The organism is Paenibacillus taihuensis, from assembly GCF_003386535.1.
In the GTDB taxonomy this organism is placed as follows: Bacteria; Bacillota; Bacilli; order Paenibacillales; family Paenibacillaceae; genus Paenibacillus_Z; species Paenibacillus_Z taihuensis.
In genome coordinates this window covers 92,818-110,897 of the sequence record NZ_QTTN01000002.1, presented here as the reverse complement: position 1 = coordinate 110,897, position 18,080 = coordinate 92,818, and the positions used below count along the sequence as shown (strand labels likewise).

At 50.9% G+C, this 18,080-nt stretch carries 19 protein-coding genes; 15 read left to right on the top strand and 4 right to left on the bottom strand.

Annotated elements, in window-relative coordinates; genetic code table 11:
* Window positions 1–14 precede the first annotated feature (14 nt).
* The 7 genes from A8990_RS02675 to A8990_RS02645 all read left to right on the top strand — a co-directional run bounded on the left by A8990_RS02675 (window position 15) and on the right by A8990_RS02645 (window position 5,508).
* On the top strand, window positions 15–674 hold the full coding sequence (locus A8990_RS02675; protein ID WP_116187476.1) for a YjbE family putative metal transport protein: 660 nt from the start codon (window positions 15–17) through the stop codon (window positions 672–674).
* 107 nt (window positions 675–781) lie between these two features.
* Window positions 782–1,264 carry a hypothetical protein gene (locus tag A8990_RS02670; protein ID WP_116187475.1) on the top strand — a complete coding sequence of 161 codons (483 nt, stop codon included), beginning with the start codon at window positions 782–784 and terminating at the stop codon, window positions 1,262–1,264.
* Between the two features lie 79 nt (window positions 1,265–1,343).
* A complete protein-coding gene (gene typA, locus A8990_RS02665; protein ID WP_116187474.1) occupies window positions 1,344–3,188 on the top strand; it encodes a translational GTPase TypA in 1,845 nt (614 codons plus the stop codon).
* A 168-nt stretch (window positions 3,189–3,356) separates the two neighbouring features.
* Window positions 3,357–3,650 carry a YlaH-like family protein gene (locus A8990_RS02660; RefSeq protein ID WP_116187473.1) on the top strand — a complete coding sequence of 98 codons (294 nt, stop codon included), beginning with the start codon at window positions 3,357–3,359 and terminating at the stop codon, window positions 3,648–3,650.
* Between the two features lies 1 nt (window position 3,651).
* Window positions 3,652–3,924 carry a hypothetical protein gene (locus A8990_RS02655; protein ID WP_116187472.1) on the top strand — a complete coding sequence of 91 codons (273 nt, stop codon included), beginning with the start codon at window positions 3,652–3,654 and terminating at the stop codon, window positions 3,922–3,924.
* A gap of 14 nt (window positions 3,925–3,938) precedes the next feature.
* The gene (locus tag A8990_RS02650; protein ID WP_245995819.1) at window positions 3,939–4,946 is read left to right on the top strand and encodes an LCP family protein; all 1,008 of its coding nucleotides are present in this window, start codon (window positions 3,939–3,941) and stop codon (window positions 4,944–4,946) included.
* Between the two features lie 82 nt (window positions 4,947–5,028).
* A complete protein-coding gene (locus tag A8990_RS02645; protein ID WP_116187471.1) occupies window positions 5,029–5,508 on the top strand; it encodes a PNPOx family protein in 480 nt (159 codons plus the stop codon).
* Window positions 5,509–5,591: 83 nt separating this feature from the next.
* Here the strand turns inward: A8990_RS02645 and A8990_RS02640 are convergent, their stop codons facing one another.
* Window positions 5,592–6,140 carry a YhcN/YlaJ family sporulation lipoprotein gene (locus tag A8990_RS02640; RefSeq protein WP_116187470.1) on the bottom strand — a complete coding sequence of 183 codons (549 nt, stop codon included), beginning with the start codon at window positions 6,138–6,140 and terminating at the stop codon, window positions 5,592–5,594.
* Window positions 6,141–6,304: 164 nt separating this feature from the next.
* Between A8990_RS02640 and A8990_RS02635 the strand changes: the two genes are divergently transcribed.
* A complete protein-coding gene (locus A8990_RS02635) occupies window positions 6,305–7,636 on the top strand; it encodes a PhoH family protein (protein ID WP_116187469.1) in 1,332 nt (443 codons plus the stop codon).
* A 14-nt stretch (window positions 7,637–7,650) separates the two neighbouring features.
* On the opposite strand, the gene A8990_RS02630 is transcribed toward A8990_RS02635, so the two are convergent.
* Window positions 7,651–8,148, bottom strand: a complete 498-nt coding sequence (locus A8990_RS02630) for a hypothetical protein (protein ID WP_116187468.1) — start codon at window positions 8,146–8,148, stop codon at window positions 7,651–7,653.
* Between the two features lie 200 nt (window positions 8,149–8,348).
* Here A8990_RS02630 and A8990_RS02625 point away from each other — a divergent pair, with 200 nt between their 5' ends.
* Window positions 8,349–9,710 (top strand): ABC transporter substrate-binding protein, encoded by a 1,362-nt coding sequence (locus tag A8990_RS02625; RefSeq protein WP_147306757.1) that lies wholly within the window; start codon window positions 8,349–8,351, stop codon window positions 9,708–9,710.
* Here A8990_RS02625 and A8990_RS02620 read toward each other — a convergent pair.
* On the bottom strand, window positions 9,681–10,766 hold the full coding sequence (locus A8990_RS02620) for a coiled-coil domain-containing protein (protein WP_116187466.1): 1,086 nt from the start codon (window positions 10,764–10,766) through the stop codon (window positions 9,681–9,683). The two genes, A8990_RS02625 and A8990_RS02620, sit on opposite strands and share 30 nt — an antisense overlap.
* Window positions 10,767–10,895: 129 nt before the next feature.
* Here A8990_RS02620 and A8990_RS02615 point away from each other — a divergent pair, with 129 nt between their 5' ends.
* The gene (locus A8990_RS02615; RefSeq protein ID WP_116187465.1) at window positions 10,896–12,152 is read left to right on the top strand and encodes a class I SAM-dependent methyltransferase; all 1,257 of its coding nucleotides are present in this window, start codon (window positions 10,896–10,898) and stop codon (window positions 12,150–12,152) included.
* 90 nt (window positions 12,153–12,242) lie between these two features.
* Here A8990_RS02615 and A8990_RS02610 read toward each other — a convergent pair whose 3' ends face one another.
* On the bottom strand, window positions 12,243–12,479 hold the full coding sequence (locus tag A8990_RS02610; protein WP_116187464.1) for a DUF2626 domain-containing protein: 237 nt from the start codon (window positions 12,477–12,479) through the stop codon (window positions 12,243–12,245).
* A gap of 272 nt (window positions 12,480–12,751) precedes the next feature.
* Between A8990_RS02610 and A8990_RS02605 the strand changes: the two genes are divergently transcribed.
* From A8990_RS02605 to A8990_RS02585, 5 genes are all read left to right on the top strand, one after another.
* The gene (locus A8990_RS02605) at window positions 12,752–13,399 is read left to right on the top strand and encodes an RsfA family transcriptional regulator (RefSeq protein ID WP_116187463.1); all 648 of its coding nucleotides are present in this window, start codon (window positions 12,752–12,754) and stop codon (window positions 13,397–13,399) included.
* A gap of 135 nt (window positions 13,400–13,534) precedes the next feature.
* The gene (locus A8990_RS02600; RefSeq protein WP_116187462.1) at window positions 13,535–14,503 is read left to right on the top strand and encodes a ketopantoate reductase family protein; all 969 of its coding nucleotides are present in this window, start codon (window positions 13,535–13,537) and stop codon (window positions 14,501–14,503) included.
* A 30-nt stretch (window positions 14,504–14,533) separates the two neighbouring features.
* Window positions 14,534–14,929 (top strand): DUF3397 domain-containing protein, encoded by a 396-nt coding sequence (locus A8990_RS02595; protein WP_116187461.1) that lies wholly within the window; start codon window positions 14,534–14,536, stop codon window positions 14,927–14,929.
* 131 nt (window positions 14,930–15,060) lie between these two features.
* Window positions 15,061–16,713 carry a bacillithiol biosynthesis cysteine-adding enzyme BshC gene (bshC, locus tag A8990_RS02590; protein WP_116187460.1) on the top strand — a complete coding sequence of 551 codons (1,653 nt, stop codon included), beginning with the start codon at window positions 15,061–15,063 and terminating at the stop codon, window positions 16,711–16,713.
* A 53-nt stretch (window positions 16,714–16,766) separates the two neighbouring features.
* A complete protein-coding gene (locus A8990_RS02585; RefSeq protein ID WP_116187459.1) occupies window positions 16,767–18,035 on the top strand; it encodes an adenosylhomocysteinase in 1,269 nt (422 codons plus the stop codon).
* The last annotated feature ends 45 nt before the right edge of the window (window positions 18,036–18,080 follow it).

Genomic DNA, 18,080 nt, shown 5'->3' with positions numbered 1-18,080 from the left:
GGAGGCGGTTAGCAATGGACAGTTTGATCATTTTTATCCAAATCATGTTTATCAATGTGCTGCTTAGCGGCGACAACGCCGTCGTCATAGCTCTTGCGAGTCAGCAGCTTCCCCCAGCCAAAAGAAAGAAGGCCGTGCTTTGGGGCGCAATTGCAGCTGTGGGTCTCAGATACGTGCTTACTCTAGTTGCGCTCACACTGCTTAAAATCCCTTATTTGCAAGCGGCCGGAAGCTTACTGCTCTTCATGATTGCGGTTAAGCTCATAACAGATGCGTCCGGTCATGCCGAGCAATTCCACAACATGCGCAAAGTAACATCGCTATCGAGCGCTGTACGAACGATCGTCGTCGCTGACTTTATTATGAGCTTGGATAATGTACTTGCCATTGCTGCGGTTGCTGAAGGCGAACCTATTCTTATTCTGCTCGGCATAACGCTCAGCATACCGATTATTATTTGGGGAAGTCAGCTGCTTACTACCTTGCTGCGCAAATTCCCGTCCTTCGTCTACATTGGCGGCGGGTTGCTTGGCTATGCAGCGGGAGAGATGCTCGTACACGATCCAGCTATTCATTCCATGCTTACTGAATCGCTTGAAGTTTTGACGAAGGCGATTCCGGTCTTGTCCATACCGCTCGTCATAATTGTGGCATTGCTGCGAATTAAAAGATAAGGTAAACTATATTTTTGAGTAAATTGTGTCTCGACACTGGTTTTTTGCCTTGTGTTCCATTACACTAGTAATGTTAAAAGCGCCCAAGAGAAAGAAGGAACATAGGCATGTCCAAAAATCAATACACCGTCGGTCTCCTTTTTCTGATTGCCGGTGCTGTCATTTTGCTCGGAAAAATCGGCTTCTTTTCGTTTATTGGAACGAACTTCTGGCCGCTGTTTCTGTTAATTCCCGGTATTTTGCTGCATGTGCTGTTCTTTGGACGGCTGCTTCCGCCTTTTGTACTCATACCTGGAGCAATTTTGACAATTAACGCCTTCTTATTTTTCTTCTGCATTGCATTTGGATGGAGCAATTTGCAGTATTTGTGGCCTATCTTTATAGCGTCGGCCGCAGTAGGATTGTATGAGTATCATTTGTTCGACTCGTATCATCCAAAACTCCCGCGAACACTTGCCATCATTTTGTTGTTAGTAGCGGCAGCTTTCTTTGTTATTATGCTAGTATGGGGTTGGGGTCTTTACCTCATTGCGGCAGCATTCCTGGCAGTCGGCGCATGGCTGGTTGTAGGACGCAAAGCACGCTGGTAGAGGTTCAATTGTTTAACACGTTTGATGTAAGGTTAGACACAGCAAACTAAATATAAAAAAAGTGGAGTGGATACTTGTAATGCAAGCAAGAGAGAACATCCGAAATATCGCCATCATCGCTCACGTTGACCATGGTAAAACAACGCTAGTCGACAAACTGCTTCAGCAATCCGGCACTTTCCGTGACAACGAACAGGTTCAAGAACGCGCAATGGATTCCAACGATTTGGAACGTGAACGTGGTATTACCATTTTGGCTAAGAACACAGCCGTTAACTACAAAGATTACCTGATCAACATCGTAGATACGCCTGGACACGCCGACTTCGGCGGTGAAGTAGAACGTATCATGAAAATGGTAGACGGCGTTCTTCTTGTCGTTGACGCCTTCGAAGGCTGCATGCCGCAAACGAAGTTCGTATTGCGCAAAGCGCTTGAGAGCAACCTGACACCAATCGTCGTATTGAACAAAATCGATCGTCCGAACGCAAGCCCTGAGCAAGTGGTTGACGAAGTGCTTGATCTGTTCATCGAGCTTGGTGCGAACGATGATCAACTGGATTTCCCGGTTGTTTACGCATCGGCCCTTATGGGTACAGCAAGCTTGAACGTTGACAAGCAAGACGAGAACATGCAGGCGCTGTATGAGACGATCATTGAACATATTCCTTCGCCGACGGAGAGCGTAGTGGATCCACTACAGTTTCTCGTAACGCTGCTCGATTACAACGAATACCTCGGCCGTATCGCTGTAGGCCGCGTGAACCGCGGTGTAATTCGCCAAGGTCAAACTGTTGCCGTAATCAACCGTGAAGGTAAAACGCAGCAAGCTCGCATTGAGAAGCTGTTCGGCTTCCAAGGCTTGAAGCGTGTAGAGGTTGAAGAAGCAGGCGCAGGCGACATCGTTGCTATCGCGGGTATCCGTGAGATCAACATCGGTGAAACAATCGCGGATCCGCAGAAACCTGAAGCATTGCCGGTTCTTAAGATCGACGAGCCGACGCTGCAAATGACATTCCTCGTTAACAACAGTCCGTTTGCGGGCCGCGAAGGTAAATGGGTAACTTCCCGTAAGCTTCGCGAGCGTCTGTTCAACGAACTTGAAACAGACGTTGCACTGCGCGTTGACGAAACAGATAGCCCGGATGCGTTCATCGTTTCCGGTCGTGGCGAGCTTCACCTTGGTATCTTGATCGAGAACATGCGTCGTGAAGGCTTCGAGCTTCAAGTGTCCAAACCAGAAGTAATCATCAAAGAAATCGATGGGGTGAAGTGCGAGCCGTACGAGCGTCTTCTTATCGACGTACCAGAAGAGAGCATGGGCGCAGTTATGGAGAGCCTTGGAACACGTAAAGCCGAAATGGTCAACATGATCAACCACGGCAATGGCCAAGTGCGTATCGAGTTCATTATCCCTGCGCGCGGCTTGATCGGCTATCGTACGAACTTCCTTACACTGACTCGCGGTTACGGCATTATGAACAACGCGTTCGACAGCTACGGTCCGCTTGCAGGCGCATCGGTTGGCGGTCGTCACCAAGGCGTTCTGATCTCCAGCGAGAACGGCGTATCGACGTTCTACGGCATGCAAGGTGTTGAAGACCGCGGCTTGCTGTTCCTGGAGCCAGGTGCTGATGTATACGAAGGTATGGTTGTCGGCGAGCACAACCGTGATAACGATATTATCGTTAACATCTGTAAGGAGAAGGCTCTGACGAACATCCGCTCCGCAGGTAAAGACGATACGGTTCGTCTGAAAACGCCAGTCTTGTTCTCCCTTGAGCAAGCACTTGAGTATTTGAACGACGACGAGTATTGCGAAGTAACGCCGAAGTCGATCCGTCTTCGTAAGAAGATTCTTAATAAGAGCGAGCGCGAGCGTGCAGAGAAGCAGCGTAAAACTGCAGCTGCAGCTCAAGTTTAATCCCATATTTCTAATTAAATAAACTTTGCCGAATGCGGCAAGCATGACGTTCAGGCAGGGTAACAGCAACTTCTTTCGGTGTTCAGCCGTTAGATAAGCAGCTGTCGCCCTGCCGTTTGCGTCAAAGACAGCTGTTTTTCATAAGCCAAACCGGAGGTTGAAGCTACGATGCAGAGCTGGTTTCACGGTCATCCTATTTTGACGTACATTATTATTTTAGCGCTTACGATTTATATTTTTAACGCGGTATTTCGGGTCGGCCGCTTGCCGATACTGAAAGAAATACTCGTGCATCTCGTGATGGCACTCGGCTCGTTCGTCCTGTTCGTACTTCAGTTCGACAAGCTGCCAATCATTCAATGTATGTCTGTTGCTGTATTCATGATGGCGCTGCTGCGCGGAAGACAGTTCTATGACAAGATCAAAGGAAAGCGTAACGGTTCCGATCCGGGAGGGGCTTAATTTGCGACTGGAAGATGCCTTGTTCAATTGGCTGCAAATTCAAATTGTAGCGGATGCGAGACCGGATGATCAGGCTGCCGCGGATACGCGTGATTTTTTCTTGCAAATTTTGACGGAAGATCACGGGATTTCAGCCTTAAGCATACATAAGATCGATGACACGATGTTTCATCTTCGGTATGAGAAGGAAGGAAAACCTAAGCTTCAGATGATTCCTCGGGAGTCTGGCGAACAGCTTCTCCAAGACATTAACGCAAATCCGAAATACAATTGACGAAGGTGGAAGTCATGAATAGCAGATCAGCTAGGTATGAGCAGAAACGTAAGAAACCTAAATACTGGCTTCGCCGGATCATGGTCGTATTTCTGGTGCTCCTGATCGGAGTGGCAGGTTATTTGGCTTACATCTATAAAGTATCGACGGACGCTTTGGGCGATATTACAACAGATGCCGATCCGGCCGTTGTTATTCCGAAAGGACAATCGGTTAAAGAAAAGCCCGTAACGATCATGCTGCTTGGCTTTGATACCCGTAAAGAAACGGGCAGCTTGAACACGGATGTTATGATGGTCGCTTCCTTCAACCCGAAAACGAAGTCGGCCGTTGTGGTTTCCATTCCGCGTGATTCCAAGATCGAACTGTCTGGCTATAATACTCGCAAAGCAAATGCCTACTATTCGCGGTTTCTTAGAGGCGCTCATGATGATGGGTTGAAAGGAAAGGACGCAGAGAAGCAAGCGAAGCAAGATCTGCGTACGATGTTCGGCAAGTTCTTTGGGATTCCAATCGATTATACGGCTACGATAAATTTCCAAGGGTTCTCCGATGTCGTTGATGCGCTCGGCGGAGTTGAAGTCGACGTGGATATGGACATGCATTATGTAGATAATGCAGACGGAACGAACATCGATTTGAAGAAAGGCCATCAGACGCTAATGGGCGATGACGCGCTGGATTTCGTTCGATATCGCAAATCGAATGACGGCACGAATATGTCCAGCGATTTCGACCGCAACAAGCGTGAAAGCCAAGTGCTAGGCGAAATCGCCGATAAGCTCAAGTCGTTCTCCAGCGTAACGAAGATCGCCGGCGTAATTAAAGCGGTTGGCAATAACATGCGCATGGACATTCCGACGAGCGAAGTGGAGAATATGATGACTACGTACTTCGGCATTAGCCGGAGTGATATTACGTTTATTCCGCTTGAGGGCGATTGGAAGAGCCCTTATGTCAGACTGAACGAAGCGAAGCTGGAAGAAGCGAAGTCAGCGCTGCAGGCAAAACTAGCTGAATGACGGTGGTAGTACAAACCCTCCTATGCTATAATGGATGTACCGAAGCAGACATGTCGACACTGTAGGCAAGGAGGGTATGCGGATGTCCGAATCCGTCACCGTACTTACTGACGAGCTGTTGTATGGCCTAGCAATTGCAGTACCAAACGTTCTTCTGCATACTACGGATGCGAACAGCGGCGATCCGACCTCGAGCATTAAATCGCGGGTTCATGCGGTCAACCGATCTACCCAGCGATATGTAATCCTTGAGAGACGCTCCAGCCTCATGATGAACATGGCTTCGATGTCTGATGTAAGCATGACTCTGTTTGCGCCGGGAACCGTTCCAACGATCTACGGCACAGCAATGCTTGTATCAGATGCACTTTTAGAGGTGCCATTTAAGCTTGTACGCTTCGATCACGAAATCGCTTACATTGGCGATGCGATATCGGGCGGCGCATGCTTGTCCGGGGCATCTGAAGTTGAGAAACGTATGATGATTGAGCAAGCCGCAGACAAGTTGGATGGACAGGTGTTTGCTGCTTACCTAGAAAAAAGCCTAGTGACTATTCACTAGGCTTTTTGTGTTCTTATACGGTTTCTCATGTACGGCGGCGCAAGTAGCGTGGATGGTTTGCATAGCTTAGTAAAGCCAAGCCTTTAGAGCTTGTGATGCGAGCCTTTCGAATTCACCTTGTTCGGCTCCTCCGGCTTCATTGGCTGTACATCCCGCGGCAGCTGCGGCACGATCCGCCCGATAATGTCGGCCATCTCTTCCGCGATGCCGGCAAATGGTCTGCCTCGTTTCATATCGGCTTGCACTTCTTTCAGCCGTGACGACAAATCCATGTCGGCTGTAACGATGGCATCTATACCATAAGGGTCTTTACGGAACGCTTCCGCAACGGCATATTTGATTGTTCCTACACGAGAACGATCGAGATTGCCGGCAACGTCGATTCCGACAACCGCCGTATTTTTGAATACGACACAATGAGCAGCCTTAACGCCGGGAACGCCGCGCGCTAATGATTCCAGATGAGCGGCAACTTGCTTCGAATTGCCGATCTTCATTTTCTGTGGAGCGCTCTGTTGTGCACGTACGCGATTATCATTCTGTGGAGAGGGTGATGTCTCGTTGCGGGCGACAGTGTTACAGCCTGTTGCCAGCAAACAAAGGATTATAGCGGACACCAGCCACTTGCTCATATTCGCCACCTGACCTTTCTGTATTCGTACTAGCGTTAAACGTTAGCTTACGCCGCTATTGGACGGCGCCAGCCGTTTACACGTGTTCCAGCATAGTTTGCCTTAAAGCCGGTAGCGCTATGTATGCCTTTGAATGATAATTCCAACGCCAGGAGGGCTCACGATTGAAAAAAATATTCGTGCTCGACACCAATGTACTGTTACATGATCCGCAAGCGATCTTCGCATTTGAGGACAACGAGGTCATTATTCCCGCGGTGGTGTTGGAAGAAATTGACTCAAAGAAAAGGCTTGCTGACGAGCTCGGCCGCAATGCAAGACATGTGTCGCGGCTGCTTGATCAGATGCGGATGATTGGCCATCTGCACGAAGGGATAGGATTGGATAACGGGGGCGTACTGAAGGTTGAATTGAATCATCGCAGCTTTATTAGGGTTCAGGAAATGTTCGGCGAGATGTCCAACGACAATCGGATACTGGCCGTTGCACTTAATTATCATCTGGAGGAAGTGGAGAAAGGGGAGTCACGTCCAGTCATCATCGTCAGTAAAGACGTGCTTGTACGCATTAAAGCGGATGTGCTCGGGCTTGAAGCGCAGGACTACTTATCTGATCAGGTCGTTGCTCCATCGGATGTCTACGCAGGCTATTTGACCCTTAAGGTACATCCCTCGGTCATCGATGAATTCTATACGTACCGGTTTCTGACGATCAAAAATTTGCTGCTAAGCACGAGGCTGCACCCGAACGAATTCGTTATTCTGCGCGATGAGATGGGCACTTCAAAATCAGCATTGCTCAAGGTGAGCCAAGATGGCGCAAGACTTGAGCCGCTATACTTAAGCAATGATCCGGTATGGGGGATAACGGCGCGCAACGCCCAGCAGCGGATGGCGCTGGAGCTGCTGCTCAGCGACGATATTCCGCTCGTGACGCTGACGGGCAAGGCAGGAACTGGCAAGACGCTGCTTGCGCTCGCAGCCGGGCTGATGAAGGTCGAGGATGAGCACAAATATAAGAAGCTGCTCATTGCGAGGCCGGTCGTCCCGATGGGCAAAGATATCGGGTATTTACCAGGTGAGAAGGATGAGAAGCTGCGTCCGTGGATGCAGCCGATTTATGATAATTTGGAGTATTTGTTCGATACGAAGAAGTCGGGCGATATCGATAAAATATTGATGGGACTCGGCAGCATCCAGGTGGAGGCGCTGACCTACATTCGGGGCCGTTCCATTCCGGGGCAGTTCATCATTATCGACGAAGCGCAAAATTTAACGCGGCATGAGGTGAAGACGATCGTCTCCCGTGTCGGCGAAGGCAGTAAAATCGTCCTGATGGGTGATCCGGAGCAAATCGACCACCCGTATCTCGATTCGATCAGCAACGGCCTCACGCATATCGTGGAGCGGTTCAAGCAAGAAAGCGTCAGCGGCCATATGACGCTCGAGAAGGGCGAACGTTCCAAGCTCGCGCAGCTGGCAGCTGACCTGTTGTAAGGGAAAGCCGCGCATTAGAGGATGAGCTCAGCGTGGCAGCGGTAAGCGCGGGCGATGCCTTCCATAAGCTCCACTTGATGACGGTCGACAGCGATAAGCTTTCGGCCGTCTTCCGTTGTAAGGTCAGCAAGAGCGTGCTCACTTGCTTGTTCTAGAGCTGATGCGAGCTCGGCGTCCGGCGACGAAGCAGAGAAGCTGACAACGGCCGCAAGCTGCAGATCAAGGAAATGGTTGTCCGATCGCGTGATGATGCCGTAATCGGTGAACAGCTGCGGATTGGGGTGCCAGCCTGGCTCGTCGAGGCGCAGCCAAGTACCTCGTTCGCACTGTACTTTATATTTGGCGGTGAACGCTTCAATCGCGTCGGCGTCCTCGCCCGATTTTACGAACAGCATCGTCTTGTCGCGGTCGATTAAGGTGACGACATCGGCGATACCTTTCACAATTTGTGCGTAATAGCCTGGCAGTTTATCATCAGGCAGCAGCATTTCAACGCTATAAACGGTTTGCATAGTATTCTCCCTCTCCGAATGGCTTCGCTTGGCTAGGCATGGCGTGGTGATACAGACGTCATCTTGCTGTCAGTATGACGGATTCGCAGCTCGCAAGCAATGGCTGGCCCTATTGTAATGGAAATGAAACACGACAAAAAAGCGCTTTCTTGCTACAATAAAGCTTAGCTCAAAATAGGTGCTGATCAAGGAGGGACAAGGTGTCACGGAGAAGATATGTTATGCTCGTGCTTAGCGTGTTTACGATCTGTACGGCACTGCTTGTTCCCATGTTCGGCAAGCCCGGCTCACCGGTGACGCCAGCGAATGACGGCATCCTGTGGACGAGCAAGCCGGAAGTGATCGATGGCAGCGACGAAGCGCATAAGACGTTGTCGATTGCCGTGTCTATGGATGAGGATGAGTATGAATACTGGGTGAAACAGAATGATTTGTTCGAACGGAGCCATCCGGAGATTAGTATAAGCATGACGAATATTCGAGGCAAGGACGCCGATGCAGCGCGCAAGCAAGCGTCTGAAGCAGGTGCTCCTTATGATATGATGCTGCTCGATAATGACAGGGTTCGTGAATTCGCCGTGCAGGGACTGCTGCTGCCGGCTGATGAAGTTGTCACAGGCGACGCTGCCGCTGACCAACTGGAAGCGCTCACAAGTATTGTGAAGTGGAATGGCTCCTTGTGGGGCGTACCGCTCGATAGTGATCCACTGCTCGTTGTGTGGCAGAAGGAGCTGCTTAAGGCTGGCGGTCTCAGTGTGCCGCCAGTCAATTTACAAGCACTACATAATGTGCTGGAACAGCTGGTCACAACGATGCCGGAGGCTGCAGTGAGTCCGTTCAATCTGAACACCGCAGACGCGACGCAGCTGATCGCTTGGTTAGGGATGTTCCGCGAGAACGGTGAGCCTGCCGGCAACTTGTCCGCTTTTAATCTGAGCGAGAAGCAGCAGCTTCGGTATACGGCAGAACGGGAAGGGACCATCTATCGGCTTGATCCGGAGCAGCAGAAGGTGCAGCTGATGGCTGCTTTCGAATCCGGCAAGCTGCTGTCCGCCGTCATGCCGTGGTCCGTCTATCAGTCGCTGTCGAATGACCAGCGCAATCTGCTGCTTATCGGCACGCAGAAAGGACCGCTCGTTCGGACCAATGGCAGAAGCTTCGTGCTGATGGCCGAGACCGAGAAGCTGGCCGAAGCAAGAGAATATATTAACGAAATGACGATAACAAGCGAACAACTTGATCGATATAAGCGGATGAAGCGGCTGCCTTCACGAATTTCCGCAATGACCAAAGAATACGAGTACAGCCTCATATCAGATCGGCCGCCCCATTTTCTCGTGAACCTGCTTGGACAAAGCGCGCAAACGACGCCGGATCCTGCGTGGCATGAGCGGTGGGAGCGATGGGATCAGCTCGTTGCGCAGCTAGGCGGCAATGCGCAGCCATTCGGGAAGGCGACAGCGTCGAAGTTTATCGCGCAGTGGAATGAGGAGCCAGAAGAAAACGGCGCCGAGGCGCCGTTTGGGAAGTCACTAGAGACTAAGAGCGAGCTTAACCACTAGCTTGCCATCTTCGGTTGAGACCGACTTGGTCTTCAGGAATGGAACCATCTCCGATACATTGAAGCCAAGGTCAAATTCTCGCTCCAGCTGCTGTCTCGTTGTGTCTGGCAGCGCCAGTCCATTGAAGATCAACGCATCGACATGGAACAGAATGGCGCCGTTCTTCTCCAGCGTATAGTGGCCGTCAACCTCGACGGACATTTTATCGTCCTTGCCGGATACGATGACGTTATTCTGCTTGAAGACGAAGGAGAAGTTGTCGAAGATCGGATTCTTCTCGCGGAGGAAGCTGTTCAGCTTCGTCTCTGGTATCGTAATCGTGTAATTGAAGCCGTCGATCGACAGCATCTCTTTATCCTTTTGAATCCAACCCGGCATCTGGTTCATCGCCTTGGAGAGCGCGTTGAAATAACGTCTTACCTGGACGAGCCCGGTCTCTTGCCAGTAATTCGTGAACTCATCGATAAGCGTGCGCAGCTTGTCAGCATCGGAGCGCCCGCTTAGATCGGAGTTGACGTCTGCTTGAAGAGCGGCGACACGATCGCGCTGTGTCTTCAGCTTCGTCTCAACCTCGCTCAGCTCCTTGGACTTCGTGTCTAGCTTGCCGATGTTCTGTTTAAGCTCGCGATATTGCTTCGTGTATGTATCCAAAGTAAGCTTGTCAGATGAGAAAATAAGATCGAAAAAGTCAAGCATTGTGAATAGTTCGGATAGGTTGTCCGTGTGAAACAATGCCGTGAGCAGAAAATTGCGTTCTCCGGTATAGTAAGCGCGTAGCACCTTGCCAGCTTCTTCACGCTGCTTCTGAATCGCTTGCTCTTGCTCGGAGAGCTTGGTCTTCGAATCTGTGAGCTGAACGGTAATCGTCTTCTGTTCCTCTTGAATGCGTATAATTTCTTTGTCGATTTCGACGACGGAGAGGCTCTTCTCCAGGATGCGCCTTACTTCTTCATCCTGCGGGGTCGCCGGATCTGCGAATACGGGGAAGATCGTCAGCCAGCAGGCAAGCAGGCCAATGACGATCGCAGCGCTCCGGCGGCGGTTCGTTCCTTTCACGCAAGGCTCCCCTTTCTGCTCTGTCTTTATGGGCTATAGGGCCGCTTGTTGCATGCACTACTATATGCTGCGAACGAATCTATTATATCTTGAAGCTGTAATTTTGTCCTTGATTTGGAGGCTGCCGCAATGAATCAGAAAGAGCGTTTGACCGCTTCAATACATAGAGAAATTGAGCAAAGCGAGTGCTATGGCTGGATTCCCTCGCCTGCTGAGGATGACAGAGAGGTTCGCTGTATCACGTTCCGTGACTATATGGATCGTTGTCTCTACGACGAGACGGATGGCTATTACAAATCTGGTCATGTACGGGTAGGCAAAGATGGTGATTTCTATACGAGCTCGCAGGTCGGATCGTTAATGGGAGAGAAGCTAGCGAGCTGTATCGATCAGCTGATTAACGTGGATGAGGAAGAACGGCTTACGATTGTAGAGTGGGGAGCGGGTACGGGTGCGCTATCGCGCCAAATGCTGACTGCCTGGCTCGACGCGTCTCGCCCGTGGCTGTCCAGGCTGCAGTATATCGTTGTAGACAGCAATCCCGTTCATCTGAATGAGGCACGAAGCTGTCTGGAGCCTGTACAAGAGCGAATGGGAGAGGGAGGCTTCATTGCCTTCATGACCCCTGACGAAGCGCGCAGCGTGCTTCAAGGCAGGCGAGAGAGGGCTGTGCATCAAGAGAGGGATGTACAACAGCAGACGATCATCGTTGCGAACGAGCTGCTCGACGCCTTTCCTGTTCACCGCGTACAGCAAAAAAACGGTCAACTTTGGGAGCTAGGTGTTACGACGACGGATAGTACTGAGCTAGCGACTTCGACGGCGAATGCGACGGCGTCAGCGGCGGCAGAAAAAGGAGAGCTGTTCAAGTATGTCTGTATGCCCCTTTCTGACGAGCGGATCTTATCCGTGCTTGAGCGCGATGGAATTCGCCTGATGGAAGGGCAGATTGCCGAGGTGAATCTTGCCGCGGAAGATTGGATTGCCGAGCTTGGCGAGATGATCTCCAGGGGTGCGCTGCTTCTGGTCGACTATGGCCACGAAGCGGCGGAGCTAACGGCGCCGCACCGGATGCACGGTACGCTGCTGTGCTATAAGGATCATGTCGCGTACGATCGGCCGTTCCTCGCGCCTGGCGAGCAGGATATTACTGCACATGTCAACTTCACCGCATGCAAAGCGGCAGCGGGTGCTGCTGGCTGGAATGTCCACTATTACGATACGCAGAAGCAGTTTCTTATCGATCATGGGCTGCTTCAAGACCTAGTGGCGCATGATGGCATGAATCCTTTCAGCGAGGCGGCAAGGCGCAATCGCGCCATTCGCCAGCTGCTGCTGAGCGATGGGATGAGTGAAGCGTTCAAGGTGCTGGTACTGCATAAATAACGAGGCGAGAATTGAAAAAAGGCTGTTTCTCGGAGAGCTTGTCTCCTTGAAACAGCCTTTTGGCTATTGTTCGAAAGTGATGTCCCTTTATTAGAATGGGTTACCCATTACAAATACGGTCCAATACGTGAACCCGACGAACGCGATAAACATATATCCCCAGAACATCAGCATATAGGTTCTTTCAGAGAAGTTCAAATAGCCTAACAGGACAAACACAGCGGTTTGAATAAAGAACAAGAGTGACATCTCTTCCATATGACCTGCAAACGACATAAGCGCGATTACAAGTGTCCAGAATCCGAGCACTCGGAACATCCGTGCCATGATTTCATACCCCCTCTTGTTAGTCTCTGGTCCATTTTTCTATTGCCCATTATAACGTTTAAGGTAACTTGTGTAAACTGTTTCAAACGTGACGAATTGGCAAACTTTTTCTCAGCTTTTGCCACGCCAGTACAAGTTTGCTTCAATTTGTGAAAAAACATGTATGAGCCTTAAAAAAAATGGATATACAAATTAGTATCCGATAGATTCTATGAACTCTACCAAGGGCATAGAGATAAAGTAAGCGCCTAATGTTAGGAGGTTTTGGTTGCATGACAGCAGTCAGACAAGATGCCTGGAGTCCGGATGATGATCTCATCCTGGCCGAGGTCACGCTGCGGCATATTCGTGAAGGTAGTACGCAGCTAGCCGCGTTCGAAGAAGTGGGAGAGCGTATTGGCCGAACCTCGGCCGCCTGCGGATTTCGCTGGAACAGCTGTGTCCGCAAACGCTATGAAGATGCGATACAAATTGCGAAGCAGCAGCGCCAGAAGCGGAATTATATGAAGAAGCAGACGTACGTCGCTACGCCTCATGTGTCCGCAATCAATTTGATTGACACAGACGAGCGTTCGTACAAGAATGATCCGTTGACGGAAGAATCGCTATCTATCGATACCGTTATTCGGTTTCTGCGTCAATGGAAGGGTACTTATCAAGAGCTTAACCGTCAAATCAAGACGCTTGAGCGCGATCTGCGTGATAAAGACGAAGAGCTGTTCACGCTTCGCGAGATGAACGAACGGTTATCGGCGGAAGTAAACAATGCGCAATCCGATTACCGTGCAGTTAATGACGATTACAAAACACTGATTCAAATTATGGACCGCGCGCGCCGGCTTACGGTGCTGACGGAAGAAGATGAATCGAAGCCGCGCTTCAAAATGGATGCGAACGGCAACTTGGAACGAATTGAATAGTGCGCCTTTATGAGGAGGCATTTCTTAAAAATCTCACCGGACCTGTATCAGGAGCGGCGAGATTTTTTAGTTTGCTTCTGGTACGATGGAGCTATACAGCCGTACATAACGAACTAGTGGAATGAGGTTTCATCCTTGAAAATAATAATCGTAGGCGCAGGGGCACTTGGTTTGCTGTATGGAGCCAGGCTTGCGCGCGCAGGCGTGGACATACTGATGCTCACCTATTCAGATAACCAGGCTGAGCAGTTGAATAAAGAAGGTATCGCCTTAATTGAGGGAGAGAACCTTGTAAGCCGCATTCCAGTGAAGGCGGCTTCTTTGCGTTCGTACATCGCTGATGCGGGGCAGGCGCAGGAGAAATGCGATTGGATCTGGCTCGCCGTGAAGCAGGCACATCTCGATGAATCGATGCTCGCGCAACTGGCAGTGCTCGTAAAGCAAGCGAAGACCAGTAATGCCGAGGAAACGCCAATCGTTGCCCTGCAGAATGGGATCGGGCATATGGACAAGCTGCGAGCAGCGATGCCGCAAGTGCCTTTGTATGCCGCCGTCACGACAGAGGGGGCACTACGTGTTGACAGCAACACGGTGCATCATACAGGAAGCGGGAGCATCATGCTCGGAATTTGGCCGAGAAGTGACGAAATAACTAGCAATCGCCAAAATTTGTTGCTAAAAACGATGGAAGGTGCAGGAATTGAGGCGTATCTGTCGAATGAAGTTGAGAATCGTGTTTTCCATAAATTGCTCATCAATGCGGTCATCAACCCGCTAACGGCAATTTTTGACGTGCGTAACGGCGATCTGCCGCTTGATCCGCAGCGCAAACGTTTGATGGAGACGCTGCATACGGAGAGTGAACAGATACTGCTTGCAGCCGGGATGGTAAGCGAAGGCGATAGCTGGCAGCGTGTGCTGCAGATTTGCGAAGCGACGGCGCGTAACGAATCGTCCATGCTCCGTGACGTACAAGCAAGCCGAGTAACCGAAGTCGACTGGATCAATGGAGGCATCGTATCGCTTGCGAGAAAGCTAGGCAAGCCTGCCCCCATGAATGAAGCCGTTCTAACGATGATCAAGGCTTTGCATCCGAATACTTAATATTGTTTATGGAGAGAGGGGCGATCTAAGATGCTGTGGATATGGGAGAGCATTAAGCACATCTATGCATTTTTGGCCGTTCTTCCGATTATACCTTTTGTACTCGTCTATTTTGGCTATGCTGCCTATACAGGTGACCGCAAGCAAGCGTTCCGTACAGCGATGGATGTCACGACTGCACTGCTTATCGGCTGTGTAGCGGTATTATTTAATCGTATATTCAACAGCCATTTCGGGATTTATGGCATCATGCTCGTCCTGCTGCTAGGCGGCGGCCTGCTAGGCAATGCGCAATATCGGATGAAAGGTAACGTGGATTTTCGCCGGATTATGCGGGCGATTTGGCGTCTCGGATTCTTCGTTATGGCATTCTGCTACGTGATTCTGATGTGTATCGGTCTTGGCAAAAGCTTATTTACGGCTTAATGCAAATGACGCAAACGTCTCTCATGCGAATGAGGGGCGTTTTTTTTTGACGGTCCGCTTGACGTTGTGTACAATGAATGAGAAAAAACTGCATTTATTAATAGATCGTGGATGGAAGGTAGAGATTGTCCATGAAATTTGAGTGTATACAGCTGCCTTTCGGTCAGCCAATTACCGAAGCGTATATAAACCGGAGCCATTCCGGCGTCGAAGCCTTGTTTGGCAGCCATGCTGCCGAAGGAGCTCATTGGGGGAAGCGGCTGAACTGGCTGAACAGCCACGCCGACAAGCGCACATCAGCAGAGGGGCTCGCAGATGCGCTTACCCAGTATAATGCTGTAAAGAACGACCATCCCGCCGTCCATTCGAGCATTGATGCCATTCGCGCTGGCGCTCCTGTTGTTGTAACAGGCCAGCAGGCGGGCTTGTGGACGGGACCGCTTCTCGTTATACATAAAGCGGTAACGGTCATTTCTGCTGCCAGAGAATCGGCAGACAAGCTAGGGACAGCAGTTGTGCCCGTGTTCTGGATTGCGGGCGAGGATCATGATTGGGACGAAGCGAACCATGCCTTCGTGCGAAGCGCGAGTGTTGATGGTGAGGGAGAATCGACGAAGCTGAGCCGTATCGCGATTAAGCGGCCGAGCGGTGTCAGATCGTCGGTGAGCCGGACGAAGCTTGAGCCAGACGTGTGGGCAGAAGCTTTACAGCGTCTAAGCCAGGAGCTGCCGGATACAGAATTCAAGCCAGATATGCTGCAGCAATTGGAGCAAGCGGCGGAGGGAGCAGAATCGCTCAGCGACTTGTTCGCTGCTTCGATGAGCCTGCTCTTCGGCAAGTATGGCTTAGTGCTGCTTGACGCCGATGATCCAGTCATCCGCGCATTGGAAGCACCGATGTTCGAGCAGATGATCGCGCGCAACGATGAACTTGAGGCGGCATATGCCAGCGCAGCAAATGCTGTGCAGGAGCTTGGATTCAAGCCTGCGGCAGATGTAACTCCAGGCAGCGCGAACTTGTTTATGTTCGATGAAGGCGAGCGGGTGCTGCTCCACAAGGAAGAAGGCCGTTTCAAGAGCCGCAAGAAGGCGAATTCCTTGTCGGCTGCGGAGATGCTGGACATGGCGAAGAACGAACCGCAGCTGCTGAGCAACAATGTGCTGACAAGACCGATTATGCAGGACTATTTGCTGCCGGTTCTCGCTGTTGTGCTCGGTCCAGGGGAGATTGCTTACTGGTCGCTGACGGGGCGTGCTTTTCACGTGTTGGGGATGGAGATGCCGATCGTCGTTCCACGGATGTCCTACACGCTTGTGGAAGGGACAACCGAGAAGTATATGGCGAAGTTCAATCTTTCTTTCGACGATATCGCCCATCGGTATGCAGACCGCAGAGAAGCATGGCTGAAGGAGCGGGACGAGCTTGGCATCGAAGCTCGATTCGCCGAAGTGAAGGCGCAGTTCAGAGCGATCTACCAGCCTGTCATGGATATGGCAGCTGGAGTTCAGCGTGGGTTGCTGGATCTATCCGAGAAAAATTTGCAGCGAATTGAACGTGAGCTTGCATACATGGAAGCAAGAACGAAGGATGCCCATGCGCATCGTTTCGATACAGCGCTTAGCCAGATGGACTGGGCAGCTCTGTCGATTTGGCCGGAAGGAAAACCGCAGGAGCGTGTGCTCAATATGACGGATTTCTGGAACCGCTATGGTCTATCGTGGGTAGACAAACTGCTGGAAGCACCTTTTAGCAGCCAAGGCGGACACTTCATAATTCGTCTGTAACTGCCGATGATGGAATTATAGCAATGCGATAAGGAAAGGATGCTGAATGAACAATGACAGTAAATGCGAAGCAGAACAGTATCGTTCGAGATATGGCGCTTGCGCCGGAAGGCCATTTGAAAATCGATTGGGTAGCGGCTCATATGCCGGTTTTGAACCGGATCCGTGAGCAATTCGAGAAAGAACAGCCGTTCAAAGGGCTTAAAGTTGCAATCTCGCTCCACCTGGAAGCCAAAACGGCTTATCTGGCGAAAGTGGTACAAGCCGGCGGCGCTGAAGTTACAATTACAGGCAGTAACCCGCTCTCCACACAAGACGATGTATGTGCGGCTCTTGTTGAAGACGGTATTACTGTATTCGCGAAATACAATCCGGAGCCGGAAGAGTACAAGTCGCTGCTTGTCAAAGCGCTTGAAACGAAGCCGGACCTCATCATCGATGACGGCGGCGATTTCGTATCGATTCTGCATGCAGAGCGTCCTGACCTGATGGAGAACATCCGCGGCGGCGCTGAAGAAACGACGACAGGTATTCTTCGTCTGAAAGCGATGGAGAAGGACGGTTCGCTCAGCTTCCCGATGGTTGCCGTGAACGATGCGTTCTGTAAGTACTTGTTCGACAACCGTTACGGCACAGGCCAATCCGTATGGGACGGCATTAACCGGACGACAAACCTGGTTGTCGCAGGCAAAACAGTTGTAGTCGTAGGCTATGGCTGGTGCGGTAAAGGCGTAGCGATGCGTGCAAAAGGACTCGGTGCGCAAGTTATCGTCACCGAGATCGATGCGATCCGTGCGGTTGAAGCGTACATGGACGGCTTCACTGTTCTTCCGATGAAGGAAGCTGCGAAGCATGGCGACTTCTTCGTAACGGTAACGGGCAACCGCGACGTTATCCGCGGCGAGCACTATGAAGTGATGAAGGACGGCGCGATTCTGTCCAACGCTGGTCACTTCGACGTGGAAGTGAACAAGCCGGAGCTCGAGGCGCTGTCCAATAACAAGCGCGTTGTACGCCGCAACATTGAAGAATATCAATTGAAGGACGGGCGCAGCATCTACTTGCTGGCAGAAGGCCGCTTGGTTAACCTGGCAGCAGGCGACGGTCACCCGGCTGAAATTATGGATATGACATTCGCGCTGCAAGCGATGTCGCTGAAATATGTGAACGACAACTATAACGCGATCGGCAAGAAGGTTGTTAACGTGCCATACGAGCTGGATGAGCAGGTAGCACGCTTCAAGCTTGAAGCGCTTGGCACTGGCATCGATAAGCTGTCCGAAGAGCAGGCAGCATACCTCGACAGCTGGCAGGAGCACTAATGTAAATTTGGATGAATAGGAGCGTGTGGACGTGTTGGCGTCCAT

What these genes read in the sequence shown, in the direction of transcription:
- A8990_RS02675 (WP_116187476.1), top strand. Translation starts at nt 15, where the DNA reads ATGGACAGTTTGATCATTTTTATCCAAATCATGTTTATCAATGTGCTG.
- A8990_RS02670 (WP_116187475.1), top strand. Translation starts at nt 782, where the DNA reads ATGTCCAAAAATCAATACACCGTCGGTCTCCTTTTTCTGATTGCCGGT.
- typA (WP_116187474.1), top strand. Translation starts at nt 1,344, where the DNA reads ATGCAAGCAAGAGAGAACATCCGAAATATCGCCATCATCGCTCACGTT.
- A8990_RS02660 (WP_116187473.1), top strand. Translation starts at nt 3,357, where the DNA reads ATGCAGAGCTGGTTTCACGGTCATCCTATTTTGACGTACATTATTATT.
- A8990_RS02650 (WP_245995819.1), top strand. Translation starts at nt 3,939, where the DNA reads ATGAATAGCAGATCAGCTAGGTATGAGCAGAAACGTAAGAAACCTAAA.
- A8990_RS02645 (WP_116187471.1), top strand. Translation starts at nt 5,029, where the DNA reads ATGTCCGAATCCGTCACCGTACTTACTGACGAGCTGTTGTATGGCCTA.
- A8990_RS02640 (WP_116187470.1), bottom strand. Translation starts at nt 6,140, where the DNA reads ATGAGCAAGTGGCTGGTGTCCGCTATAATCCTTTGTTTGCTGGCAACA.
- A8990_RS02630 (WP_116187468.1), bottom strand. Translation starts at nt 8,148, where the DNA reads ATGCAAACCGTTTATAGCGTTGAAATGCTGCTGCCTGATGATAAACTG.
- A8990_RS02615 (WP_116187465.1), top strand. Translation starts at nt 10,896, where the DNA reads ATGAATCAGAAAGAGCGTTTGACCGCTTCAATACATAGAGAAATTGAG.
- A8990_RS02610 (WP_116187464.1), bottom strand. Translation starts at nt 12,479, where the DNA reads ATGGCACGGATGTTCCGAGTGCTCGGATTCTGGACACTTGTAATCGCG.
- A8990_RS02605 (WP_116187463.1), top strand. Translation starts at nt 12,752, where the DNA reads ATGACAGCAGTCAGACAAGATGCCTGGAGTCCGGATGATGATCTCATC.
- A8990_RS02595 (WP_116187461.1), top strand. Translation starts at nt 14,534, where the DNA reads ATGCTGTGGATATGGGAGAGCATTAAGCACATCTATGCATTTTTGGCC.
- bshC (WP_116187460.1), top strand. Translation starts at nt 15,061, where the DNA reads ATGAAATTTGAGTGTATACAGCTGCCTTTCGGTCAGCCAATTACCGAA.
- A8990_RS02585 (WP_116187459.1), top strand. Translation starts at nt 16,767, where the DNA reads ATGACAGTAAATGCGAAGCAGAACAGTATCGTTCGAGATATGGCGCTT.